Genomic DNA, 12390 nt, shown 5'->3' on the forward strand with positions numbered 1-12390 from the left:
CGAATCGCATCATGGTGGACCCAGTCTACGGGCGAGGTGCGGCAGAGCGTGAAGGAAGGGAAATTTGATGAGCAAGCTTGACGAGGTATGGCCGGAGTGGGAGGAAGCGGTCAACATGACCGCCTCCGAAATTGAAAAGTGGCTGGACACTGATGAGTCCAGGGACGTGGGACAGAAGGACGACGGCGGCGAGTCGGTTGGACACGCCTCCGGCAGGCGGATTATCGAACTGCTGTCCACGAAGAAGGCGGACCTGACGGACTCGGATGTCGACCATATGCAGAAGGTGGTGGGCTACGTTCACCGGCACCTGGCGCAGAAGCCGGCCTCCGACGTCGAGCACTCTAAGTGGCGCTACTCGCTCATGAACTGGGGCCACGATCCGCTGAAGTAGGGTCCTCAGGAACGCCTGCTAAGTCCGCGAGGCCAGGCTGTCCCGCTGCGCCGCCAAGCGCTTCAGCCCGTCCGCCGGGCGGATCGGCTCCGGCCAGCGCGGTTCGAGGTGGTCGCCGAGGGTGATGTTACGGAGGCGCCGGCCGAACATGGGGATCACCCATTCGCGCAACCATACCGATTCCTGCTGCAGCCAGTCGCGTGCGGTGACGGGATTGCGCGGGCGGAACGGCTTCGACGTCAGCGTATGGTCGACGCCGAGCACCCGCAGCACGTGAGCGGCAAGATTTTTGTGCCCGGCCGGCGACATGTGGAGACGGTCGGCGTCCCAGAAACGTGGATCGTAGTACTCGTCGAAGCACCAGTAGTCCACCAGGAGGGCGCCGTAAGTCTCCGCTATCCGGCGGACGTGGTCGTTGTAGGTCCAGTTACGGCGCCGCATGGGCTCGAGCATCGGGTGCAGGCGCACGTCGAATCCGGTGAACAGCAGCGGGCGTGCTCCGGCGGCGGCGATGCGCGAGACCATCTCCTCATACATCTCCATGAGCGGCGTCATGCTGGTCCGCAGTTCCAGGATGTCGTTGCCGCCTGCGTACACGCTCACCACCGTCGGCTGCAGGTCCAGCGCGGGCTGAAGCTGCTCGTTGATAATGTGCCGAAGCCGCTTGCTGCGGATCGCCAGGTTGGCATACCGCCAGGATGGATCCTGCTTGCTCAGTTGCTTCGCTACCCGGTCCGCCCAGCCACGCACACCATTGGGGAACCGGGAATCCCAGTCCCCCACACCTTCCGTAAAGGAATCGCCAATCGCGACGAAGAGCCTGGACACTGCTTCACAGTAGGGACCGACGACGACGGCGGCGCGTCGCCCACGCGTCCGCTGGGCGAACTGCCATGGAAGCCGCAGTGAACTCGTGCCCGGGAATAGTAGTGCCAGCCCCAGCGCTCCATCCTTCATGACTCCACGACTGGCAGTAACTGGATCCACCGGGCATGTGGGCGGGCAGGTTGCGCGCGCCCTTTCCGAATCTGGACTCGAACAGACCCTGTTTGTCCGCAGCCCGGAGCGCGCACCGCAGCTGCCTGGCGCAAGCGTCGCCGGGGGGACCTACTCCGACCGAGCCGCCGCAGTGAAGGCCCTGCGCGGCGCGGAGACCCTCTTCATGGTGTCCGGCGCCGAAGCCGAGGACCGGGTACACCAGCACCGTACCTTTGTCGACGCCGCAGCCGAAGCGGGCGTGCGGCACATCGTGTACACATCATTCCTCGCAGCGGCAGAGGACTCGATCTTCACACTCGGCCGCGACCACTGGGCCACCGAGGAGCACATCCGCCGCTCCGGCATGGACTTCACTTTCCTTCGCGACAACCTGTACCTCGACTTCTTCCCGCTCCTGGCCGGCGACGACGGCGTCATCCGCGGTCCGGCCGCTGACGGTCGCGTAGCGGGAGTGGCCCGGGCGGACGTGGCGCGCTCCGCCGTCGTGGTGCTCAAGGACCCGGCCGCGCACGCAGGGCGAACCTACGACCTCACTGGACCGGCCGCGCTCTCGCTTGAGGAGGCTGCGCAAATCATCACCCGGACGACGGGCCGTGAGGTACGGTACGAGGCCGAGACCGTCGAGGAGGCGTACGCGTCGCGTGCCTCGTACGGTGCTCCGCAGTGGGAGGTCGACGCGTGGGTCAGTACCTACAGTGCGATTGCGTCGGGGCAGCTGGAGAGAACGACGACGGCTGTGCTGGACCTGACCGGGCAACCGGCCCTTAGCCTCGAATCGCTCCTGGTGCGCTAGAAAGCCCTTGACCGTTCACCGAAACAGTTTTACCCTTTTAATCAATCAAACCGTTGATAAAGGAAATGGTTGATTATGAACGACGATGAGCTTCTCGACCGGGCCTTCATGGCTCTGGCGGATCCGGCGCGTCGCAGCATAATCGCCCAGCTCAGCCGTGGCCCGGCAACCGTCAACGAGTTGGCCGCTCCTTTTGATATCTCGAAGCAGGCAGTTTCCCGGCACATCCAGGTTTTGGAGCTGGCCCAACTGGTCACCCGTTCGCGGGACGCCCAACGCCGGCCCGTGCATTTGAATCCCGAGAGGCTGGAGCTGCTAACGGCGTGGATCGATCAATACCGGCTCGTTCGTGAGAGCCAGTTCCGCGCACTGGATGCGCTACTCGCGCAAGCAACCGACACAACTGACTCGGCCAGCAAAGGCCGCAAACCCAAGGACACACTATGAGCAACCCATTGAATCTCTCTCTCCCGGAAGGCCTTCCCTTCATTGAAAGCGAGCGGGAGTTCGACTTCCCGGTCGAGGCAGTCTTCGAGGCCCACCGGGACCCCGCGATGATCGCGCAGTGGCTCGGCCCCCGCGGAATGGAATCAAAGGTTGAGGAGTACGACTTCCGGACCGGCGGCAGGTACCGCTACCTCCACATCGACGCCGAGGGCAACGCCTACGCCTTCAACGGCGTTTTCCATACGGTGCGCGAGAACGAGTTCGCCATCCAGACCTTCGAGTTCGAAGGATTCCCTGACGTCGTCTGCATTGAATCCCTGACCTTCGTGGACCTGGGCAACGGCCGCAGCAAGCTCGTGGGCCACTCGGTCTACCCGTCGCTGGAAGCGCGGGATGGCATGGCACAATCCGGCATGGAAGCCGGAATGACCGAGGGTTACGAACGCCTGGACGAGCTGCTTTCGGGGCGCGGGTAGCACTCCTCCATGCAGCCCCGGTAGGTTACCGCCACCGGGGCTGCATGAATGCAGAGGACGATGGCCGGTAGTCTCACGGGCATGACGTCACCACCAGGCCCGATTGCCGGATTCGAGGACTGGCCCGACACCGTGCGGCGGCTCGGCACACACGAAGGGCACAACCCGGCGAGTGCCCAGCTGTCGCGGGTGCTGGGTGTCCCTGGGCCTATCCCTGCGCCGCAGCCAGCGCTGGGCGCCACACAGGTACTGGATGGCGTCCGTGTGCAGCAGCTCAGCTGGCAGCTCCCCTACGGTCCTCCTACACGTGCCCACCTCCTGACACCTGCAGCACCTGCACTAAGTGGCGGGAAGCTGCCCGGTGTCCTGTGGTTCAACTGCCACGGGGGCAACAAGTGGCATGGGTCGGAGCGGCTGATTGACGCCGGCAAACACACCGCTATGGAGGTCACCGCACTACAGCGGGACCTCTACTCGGGGCGTGCGGTGGCCAACGAGCTGGCCCGCGCGGGCTTCGCCGTCCTCGTCCACGATTCGTTCAGCTGGGGCAGCAGGCGGTTCCAACTCAATCCCCCGCCGGCCCGGATAGCCGAAGGACTGGCTGCACGGGAGGCGCGCTGGCGGGAAGAGGGCACGCAGCCCACCCTGGACATGAAGTACAACGCCGCAGCAGCCCTGCACGAACACACCATCGCCAAGACCGCCGGACTGCTCGGGACCAGCTATGCCGGAATGGTCGCTTTCGAGGATCTGGCCGCCCTGCGCATCCTCCAAGCCCTGCCTGGCGTGGACGGAGGGAACCTTGGAGTCGGCGGGTTCTCAGGTGGCGGAGGCAGGGCCCTCGTACTGTCGGCCCTCGCGCCGGAGGTGCGTGCCGCCGTCGTCTGCTGCATGATGACCACCTTCAGCGGGCTTTTCCCTTCTCACTTGGACACGCACTCGTGGCTACTGACGACGCCGGGGCTTGCGCACCACTTCGACTGGCCGGATCTCACGGCCATCAACAGCGCGTGCCACTATCTCGTGCAGTTCGCAGCGGCGGATGCGCTCTTTTCCTCCGAGGGGATGCATGACGCGGCGGACAGGCTCAGCGCCCTGGCCCGTGTGGGTAAGTCCCGCTACACCGGCACCTGGTACGACGCCGGCCATGTGATGACAGCTGAAATGCTTGCCGAGTCCATACGGCACCTAAGGTCAGCCTGCGTAACTGACACCCGCCGAAGCTGACTTTCTGAGGTCTTTTCCGTTCTCAGAAAACGTTTCCTTGACGTGCGCCGCGTCACACACTAGGGTCGATTGAAATCATCAGAAAACGTTTTCTGTGATGTAACCATCAGCTTTCCAAAAGCTCGAAACGATCCCGACAGAAGGTCACCCATGAAGCTTCCGAACGACGCGCTCGCGGCGCCGGAACGCAGCCGCGCTTTTGCGGAAAGGAGCGGCAATGTCAGCACTGTCTGAGATGTCGCGGCTCAAGAAGGAACCGCGCGCCAAGAAGCGAAAGCTGACCGCCGCCGAGAAGAAGGAGGAGTTGGTTTCCTACCTCTTCCTGGCGCCATGGCTGATTGGCCTGGTCCTCATCACCATCGGCCCGATGGCCGCTTCGCTGTACCTCTCCTTCACGGACTACAACCTGCTCCAGGCACCGGAATGGACCGGACTGGATAACTACCTGCGGATGTTTGAGGACACCCGGCTCCAGAACTCCCTCGGGGTGACCTTCCTCTACGTTTTCGTTTCCGTTCCCCTCCAGCTCATAGCAGCATTGGCGCTCGCATTGATCCTGGACCGCGGCATGCGGGGACTCAGCTTCTACCGCTCGATCTACTACCTGCCGTCCCTGCTCGGAGGCTCGGTGGCCATCGCGGTGCTGTGGCGGCAGATCTTCGGAACGTCGGGGCTCATCAACCAGCTGCTGGGCCTGGTCGGCATCGAGGGAATGGGTTGGATCGCTGACCCCTCCACAGCGCTGGGCACCCTGATGGTGCTGAACGTGTGGACCTTCGGTGCTCCCATGGTCATCTTCCTGGCCGGCCTGCGTCAGATTCCGACCATGTACTACGAGGCAGCGTCCGTGGACGGAGCCTCCAAGGTGCGGCAGTTCATGTCGATCACTGTTCCGCTGCTGACTCCGATCATCTTCTTCAACCTCGTGCTGCAGATCATCGGTGCCTTCCAGTCCTTCACCCAGGCATTTGTTGTCTCGGGAGGAACCGGCGGACCGGCCGACTCAACGATGTTCTTCACGCTTTACCTCTATCAACAGGGCTTCGGCAACTTCAATATGGGCTACGCCTCGGCCATGGCCTGGCTGCTCCTGCTCATCATTGCGGCCTTCACCTTCATCAACTTCATCGCCTCGAAATGGTGGGTGTTCTATGACGACTAATATCGCGCCCCAGACCAGCGCAGCCCCGGCCGCCGCCCCAAAACAAACGGTCGAACAGCCGCCAGCGCGGCGGAAGAAGAACGGCCCGGACACACAGGGCAGCGCCGGACGCCGCTTCCTCAAGCACCTGGTGCTCATCGCCTTGGGCATCATCATGCTCTACCCGCTCCTGTGGATGTTGGTGAGCTCGCTGCGGCCCAACGACCTGATCTTCCGGGAAGCCGGCCTCTGGCTCAACACCTTCGAGATCAGTAACTACACCGAAGGCTGGAACGCACTCCAGTCACCCTTCGGCCACTACATGATCAACTCGATGATCGTGGTGATCGGCTCGATCATCGGGAACCTGGTGTCCTGCTCGATGGCCGCCTACGCGTTCGCCCGCCTGAGGTTCCGCCGTCGGAACCTGCTTTTCGCGATCATGCTGATGACCATCATGCTGCCGATCCACGTGATCATCGTCCCGCAGTACATCATCTTCTCCGAGCTGGACTGGGTGAACACCTTCATCCCGCTGGTGCTGCCGAAACTGCTCGCAACCGACGCGTTCTTCGTCTTCCTCATGGTGCAGTTCATCCGCGGGCTCCCCAAGGAACTGGACGAAGCGGCCAGGATTGACGGCTGCGGACACGTGCGGATTTTCACCAAGATCATCCTTCCGCTGATGGTCCCCGCACTGGCAACCACCACCATCTTCACCTTCATCTGGACCTGGAATGACTTTTTCAGCCAGCTGATCTACCTGACCGACCCTGAAATGTACACGGTGCCGGTCGCCCTGCGCTCCTTCGTCGACAGCACCGCGACCTCCTCCTGGGGCTCCATGTTCGCCATGTCAATCGTCTCCCTCCTGCCAGTCTTCCTGGTGTTCCTGTTCGGCCAGAAGTACCTGGTCAAGGGCATCGCGACCACCGGCATCAAGTAAATAATCAACCGCTAAACCGCCCTCCTGTTCGAAGCACTCCACGTAAGGAAAGAAATTCAATGAAGAAGTTCTCCCGCCCTGCCCGCACCGCAACCGCAGCCTCTCTCGCCGTCCTCCTTGGCCTCTCGCTCGGAGCCTGCGGGGACGGCGGCAGCCAGGCTGCTGGAGACGGCAACCTGCGCTTCTCCTGGTGGGGGTCTGACCCGCGCCACGAGGCAACCCAGGAAATCATCGACAGCTACGAGGCGGAGAACGAGGGCGTCACCATTTCCGGTGAATTCTCCGACTTCTCCGGATATTGGGACAAGCTGGCGACGACGACGGCAGGCCGTGACGCCCCCGACGTCATCACCATGGACGAGAAATACATCATGGAGTACGCAGGACGCGGCGCGCTGACCGACCTCACCGAACTCGAGAACCTCGACCTGTCCAAGTTCCCCGAAGGCGCGCTCGACCTCGGACGCTACGAGGACGGCGTGTACGGCCTGAGCACCGGGCAGAACGCCTACTCCGTCATGGTGAATGCGGACCTCTTCGCCGAAGCCGGCGTCGAGATCCCGGACGACAGCACCTGGACCTGGGATGACTACTACGAGATCTCCGCCCAGATCAGCGAGCAGCTGGGCGACGTTGCCGGCACCGACTACGGGGCGCTCGACGGTGACCTGCGTATCTGGCTCCGGCAGAACGGTGAGGGACTCTACAACGAGGACGAGCCGGGCACAGTGGGTTACTCACAGGAGAACCTGCTTTCCTGGTTCGAGCACCTGCTGAATGTCCGCGACACCGGCGGCGGAGTCAGTGCGGCACAGTTCACCGAAGCCGCCGCGGGCACCTTCGAAGCCGAGAACTTCCCGACCAGAAAGACCGCCATGGGCTGGTACTGGTCCAACCAGTTGGGCGCCCTGCGCGCCGCCACCGGTGATGACATCCGCATCCTCCGGGTGCCGTCCCCCACGGGCAACGCCGCAGATAACGGCATGTACTACAAGGCCTCCATGTACTGGTCCATCTCCAGCCAGTCCGATGACCAGGCCGCAGCAGCCGACTTTGTGAACTACCTGGCCAACGATCCGGCAGCAGCCGAGAAGATGCTCGTGGACCGCGGCGTACCGGCCAACCCGGACATGGCCGCCGCCATCGAACCCCTGCTCGATGAGTCGCAGCAGACCGTGGTGGACTTCCTCGAGGAAATCGAGCCGGAGGTTTCCGACTCCCCCAAGCCCTCGCCCATCGGCGCCGGAACCGTACAGGAGACGATCGTCCGCTACGTCGGCGAGGTCCTGTTCGACAACCTCACCACGGAAGAAGCAACTGAACAGCTGACCGCCGAAATCGAAGGCATGATCAGCGCGGGCTGACCGGCTGACCATCATCACTACAGACAGGACGAGACTCAATGAAGAAGATCTCACGCCCCACCCGCATTCTCACGGCCGCTGCCGCCGCCGTCGTACTCACCGTCTCCCTTGGCGCCTGCGGTAACGGAGGCGGCAACGACGCCAGCGGAGACGGGAACCTCCGCTTCTCCTGGTGGGGCTCGGACCCCCGCCACGTGGCGAACCAGGACATCATCGACATGTTCGAAGCCGAAAACGAGGGCATCACCATCGCCGGTGAGTACTCCGATTTCGGCGGCTACTGGGACAAGCTGGCCACCACCACCGCAGGCCGTGATGCTCCGGACATCATCACCATGGACGAGAAGTACCTGCAGGAGTACGCGGGCCGCGGCGCCCTCGCGGACCTGAGTACCCTCGAGGGCATCGATACCTCGAAGTTCGACGACGCCGCCCTCAACCTCGGGCGCTATGAGGAAGGCCTGTACGGGCTGACCACCGGCCAGAATGCCTACGTTGTCATGGCCAACAAGGACCTGTTCGAGCAGGCGGGCATGGAGCTCCCCGATGACAGCACATGGACCTGGGATGACTACTACCGCATCTCGGCTGAATTGAAGGAGAAGCTCGGTGGGGAGATCGTCGGCACGGACTACGGCGCCCAGGACGTTGACCTGAGGATCTGGCTGCGCCAGCACGGCGAGAACCTCTACAACGACGACGAACCCGGCGCTGTGGGCTACACACCGGAGAACGCGACGGCCTGGTTCGAGCACATCCTTGAGGTACGCGACGGCGGCGGGCCAAGTGCCGCCCGGTACACCGAGGAAATGTCGGGCTCCTTCGAAGCCGGCGGCTTCGCAACCAACCGCGCCGCGATGGGCTGGTACTGGTCCAACCAGTTGTCCGCGCTGCGCGAGGCCAGCGGCAGCGACGTCACCATGCTTCGTGTGCCTTCGGAATCCGGGACGGCCGGGGACAACGGCATGTACTACAAGGCCTCCATGTACTGGTCCATCTCCGGCCAGTCCGAAAACCAGGAAGCCGCCGCCAAGTTCGTGAACTACCTGGCCAACAACCCCGAGGCGGCCAAGAAGATGCTGGTTGACCGGGGCGTGCCGGCGAACCCGGACATGGCCGCTGCGATCGCCCCCGAACTGGATGAGAACGACCAGACGGTGGTGGACTTCCTCGACGAAATCCGCCCGGACATGGCCGAGCCGCCGCTGCCCTCCCCCGTCGGAGCCGGCGGCGTCCAGGACATGGTCAAGCGCTACGTCTCGGAGGTCCTGTTCGACAAGCTGACGCCCGAGCAGGCAACCGAACAGATGACCGCGGAAATCGAGGGCATGATCAGCGCAGGCTGATCATGCAAGGAACGGAAACCTGACCCATGCTCGATTCTGTACCCCAAGCGTTGCAAAGCCCTTCCCGGGTGGCGCGGGTAGCCCTCGTCGGTGTGCACGGGTACGGCGCACGGCATCTGGACAACCTGCGCCGGTTGGAGAACGACGGCGCCGCCCGGCTGGTCGCCGTGGCGGATCCGCACCCGCCAAGGGACGGAACGCTGGGCACCGACGTCGGCGTGTTCGCGAACCTGGAAGACCTGCTTGCCGCGGGGGTGGCGCCCGACGTCGTCGTTATTGCCGCCCCCATCCAGGCGCACGCGCCGCTCGCCCATGCGGCGATCGCGGCCGGTGCGGACGTTTACGTCGAGAAGCCTCCGGTGGCATCGATGGAACAGTATGCGTCCCTCCTCGCCGCGGCGGAGGAAGCGGGCGTCTCCGTGCAGACCGGGTTCCAAAGCCTGGGTTCGGCGGCCCTGGACAGGATTGACCAGCTCGCAGCATCGGGGGCGCTGGGTTCGGTCCGGGGCGTCAGCGCAGTGGGTGCCTGGGTGCGGACCCGTGGCTACTTTGCACGCTCACGCTGGGCGGGCAAGCGCACCCTGGACGGAGTGGATGTGGTGGACGGCGTGGCCACCAATCCGTTGGCCCACGCGGTCGCTACGGCGCTGCGCATGGCGGGAGCGCGGGAAGCAACGGATGTTGCCACGGTTGAAACCGACCTCTACCGGGCACACGATATCGAGTGCGATGACACCTCAGCCATCCGGGTACGCACTGTCTCCGGGACGGTCATCACCCTGGCGCTGACCCTGTGTGCCGCGGAGCAGACGCGGCCCAGCGTTACGCTCCACGGCACGCTCGGGACGGCAACCTTTTACTACACCGAGGACGAACTCGCCGTTACCACCGCCGAGGGCACGGTCACCGAATCATTCAACCGCCTGAATCTGCCTGAAAACCTGCTCCAGCACCGTACGGACGGCACTGCCCTGATCAGTCCGCTGAGGTCGTCGGGAGCGTTCATGCGGGTGCTCGACGCCGTGCGCCTGGCCCCGGACCCGAAGCTGATCGATCCGGGATACGTCACCTGGATCGGCGACGGCGAGGACGCACATCCCGCGGTCCACGGTATCGAGGACCTGCTGCAGCGGGCGTGCCTGGCGCAGGCATTGTTCAGTGAACTGGAGCCGGGCTGGGCGCGCCCGGCGCCGTCGTCGTCCCTTCCGCTTGTTCTCGGGGACAAAACCCTTGGCCACTACCGCGACGGTGCCACCGTCTCGCCGTTCCTCTCGCCGCGGCCCTACCTGCACGCCCTCACAACGCTCGACGGCGTGGCGGTCACCGACCATTTCCCCGCCGACCACGTGTGGCACCTCGGTGCGGGTGTGGCTATCCAGGACGTCGGCGGCGTGAATTTCTGGGGCGGCCGCACGTACCGGCGCCATGAGCAGGCGTACGTCTGGCGCCCCGATCACGGCCGGGTCCTGCGCACCGGCATCGCGCAGCACGGTTCCTCCTTCGAGGAAACCCTGCGATGGACCGGACCCGACGACGACGCACTGCTGGATGAGGCCCGCCGTGTCAGTTGGCGGTCCGTCAACGACAACGCGTGGGCGCTCACGATCGACTTCTCACTTACACCCGCCGCCTCCAATGAGGTGCTCCTCGGCAGCCCGGGATCCAACGGGCGCGAGGGCGGCGGCTATGGCGGTTTCTTCTGGCGCCTCCCAGCCTCCGGCGACACCTCGATCACGACGGCGGACGCTTCCGGGGAGGCCGGTGTCCACGGCACTGTCTCCGACTGGCTGTGCTGGCAGGGCACTTTCGGTGGCAAGCGGGCGTCGCTCCTCTTCCTGCCGGGTAATGACTCCCCCGACCCGTGGTTTGTGAGGTCCGAGGGGTACCCCGGAGTGGGACTGGCCCTCGCCTGGGATAGACCCGCCACAGCTACCCGTGAGGCTCCATTGACCCGCTCCGTCACCGTGCTCATCGCCGACGGCGCCTTGACCCCCGAGGCGATCCGCACGTTCGCGGCCGAAGAAGGACACCAATGACCACCACCTCAGTCCCCGGGCTTGAAGCACGTCCGGAGCCAATCGCGAACCTCAATCACGAACGGGCCGTGAAACGCGGGCGCCTGGTGGACATCCTCGACCGGACCGGTCACGATTCCCTCCTGCTCACCAGCAACACGGCGATGACCTGGTACCTGGGCGGCAGCCGGCTGCACATCAGCCTTGCCGGCGATCCGATTGCCACGCTCCTGGTGGACCGGGAGCAGGACCATCTGGTCACGTTCAATAACGAGTCGGACCGATTGATGCGCGAGGAATTGCCGGCCGACGTCGTCGTCCATCCGGTTCCTTGGCACGGCCCGATGGACGAGGTGGCGCGGCGGCTCTCCCCCTCGCAGCCGCTTAAGGAGGCGAGCGTGCAGCGCGAACTCCGGGAGGCGCGGCAATCCCTCCTCCCGATCGAGACGCAGCAGTATGCCGAGCTCAACCGCGAGGTGGCGCAGGCGATGACCGACGTTCTCTCGGCGTCGCGCCCGAACACCTCCGAACGTGATGTCACCGCGGAGCTCGCCGCGCGGGTCATCGCGATGGGTGCGGAACCGCTGGTGCTGCTCTGCAACGGGCGCAAGCGCTCCGCCTTCCGCCACCCGCTACCGACGGCGGCGCCACTCGGCCAGCGGGCAATGGCGGTGGTGTGCGCGCGGCGTAAGGGAATGGTCGCCAACGTCACCCGCTGGGTCAGCTTCGGCGGTTCAACAGCGGAGGAGCGGGACGCCGAGGCGCGGATCGCCGCAGTCGAGGCGGACATCTTCGCTGCGACTGTCCCCGGGGCACGGCTGGACCAAATCTTCGACGTCATACGCAGCTCCTACGACGCCCACGGGTTCGGGCGGGACCAGTGGCGGCTGCATCATCAGGGCGGCCCGGCGGGATACGCAGGTCGCGACCCACGGGTGACGGCGTTGACGGACGACGAGGTGGTTTTGAACCAGGCGTTTACGTGGAACCCGTCCGGTCCGGGCGTGAAGATCGAGGACACCGTCCTGCTGACCTCCGACGGAATTCGGGTTCTCAGCGTCGATGAGCGTTGGCCCATGATCGAGGTGAACGGCCTGATGCGGCCGATGACACTCGAGGTCTAGAGTCGGGCAGTTGACCGAGCCGGTTCTTTGACATGCTCAGCAGGGACAACCGGAAGCCCTGACGAGCAGTGCCAGCTCCAGCGACTCACGCCTGGTCGTGACGATGTAGGGTCGGAGC

12 protein-coding genes are annotated in these 12390 nt (G+C 64.5%); 11 read left to right on the top strand and 1 reads right to left on the bottom strand.

Features of this window, described 5'->3' with window-relative positions:
• Positions 1 to 67: 67 nt before the first annotated feature.
• Positions 68 to 394 (top strand): DUF3140 domain-containing protein, encoded by a 327-nt coding sequence (locus ACWA1U_RS02370; protein ID WP_463723743.1) that lies wholly within the window; start codon positions 68 to 70, stop codon positions 392 to 394.
• A gap of 18 nt (positions 395 to 412) precedes the next feature.
• Here ACWA1U_RS02370 and ACWA1U_RS02375 read toward each other — a convergent pair whose 3' ends face one another.
• A complete protein-coding gene (locus tag ACWA1U_RS02375; protein ID WP_463723744.1) occupies positions 413 to 1351 on the bottom strand; it encodes an SGNH/GDSL hydrolase family protein in 939 nt (312 codons plus the stop codon).
• On the opposite strand from ACWA1U_RS02375, the gene ACWA1U_RS02380 reads away from it, so the two are divergent.
• From ACWA1U_RS02380 to ACWA1U_RS02425, 10 genes are all read left to right on the top strand, one after another.
• Positions 1350 to 2186: an SDR family oxidoreductase gene (locus ACWA1U_RS02380; RefSeq protein ID WP_463723745.1), complete on the top strand. Its 837-nt coding sequence runs from the start codon at positions 1350 to 1352 to the stop codon at positions 2184 to 2186. The two genes, ACWA1U_RS02375 and ACWA1U_RS02380, sit on opposite strands and share 2 nt — an antisense overlap.
• A gap of 75 nt (positions 2187 to 2261) precedes the next feature.
• Complete coding sequence (locus ACWA1U_RS02385; protein WP_463723746.1) at positions 2262 to 2633, top strand: ArsR/SmtB family transcription factor; 372 nt, start codon at positions 2262 to 2264, stop codon at positions 2631 to 2633.
• On the top strand, positions 2630 to 3109 hold the full coding sequence (locus tag ACWA1U_RS02390; protein WP_463723747.1) for an SRPBCC family protein: 480 nt from the start codon (positions 2630 to 2632) through the stop codon (positions 3107 to 3109). The genes ACWA1U_RS02385 and ACWA1U_RS02390 overlap by 4 nt, the downstream gene beginning before the upstream one ends.
• Before the next feature lie 81 nt (positions 3110 to 3190).
• Entirely contained in the window at positions 3191 to 4336 is a 1146-nt protein-coding gene (locus tag ACWA1U_RS02395; protein ID WP_463723748.1) for an acetylesterase, read from the top strand.
• Positions 4337 to 4553: 217 nt separating this feature from the next.
• Entirely contained in the window at positions 4554 to 5498 is a 945-nt protein-coding gene (locus ACWA1U_RS02400; RefSeq protein ID WP_463723749.1) for a carbohydrate ABC transporter permease, read from the top strand.
• Positions 5488 to 6423 (top strand): carbohydrate ABC transporter permease, encoded by a 936-nt coding sequence (locus ACWA1U_RS02405; RefSeq protein ID WP_463723750.1) that lies wholly within the window; start codon positions 5488 to 5490, stop codon positions 6421 to 6423. Before ACWA1U_RS02400 ends, ACWA1U_RS02405 begins: the two co-directional genes overlap by 11 nt.
• Before the next feature lie 59 nt (positions 6424 to 6482).
• Entirely contained in the window at positions 6483 to 7787 is a 1305-nt protein-coding gene (locus tag ACWA1U_RS02410; protein ID WP_463723751.1) for an ABC transporter substrate-binding protein, read from the top strand.
• 38 nt (positions 7788 to 7825) lie between these two features.
• Complete coding sequence (locus ACWA1U_RS02415) at positions 7826 to 9133, top strand: ABC transporter substrate-binding protein (protein ID WP_463723752.1); 1308 nt, start codon at positions 7826 to 7828, stop codon at positions 9131 to 9133.
• A 26-nt stretch (positions 9134 to 9159) separates the two neighbouring features.
• Positions 9160 to 11169: a DUF6807 family protein gene (locus ACWA1U_RS02420; protein WP_463723753.1), complete on the top strand. Its 2010-nt coding sequence runs from the start codon at positions 9160 to 9162 to the stop codon at positions 11167 to 11169.
• On the top strand, positions 11166 to 12272 hold the full coding sequence (locus tag ACWA1U_RS02425; protein ID WP_463723754.1) for a M24 family metallopeptidase: 1107 nt from the start codon (positions 11166 to 11168) through the stop codon (positions 12270 to 12272). The genes ACWA1U_RS02420 and ACWA1U_RS02425 overlap by 4 nt, the downstream gene beginning before the upstream one ends.
• Positions 12273 to 12390: the final 118 nt, after the last annotated feature.

The sequence above is a fragment of the Arthrobacter sp. TRD_SC_6 genome (assembly GCF_055361185.1).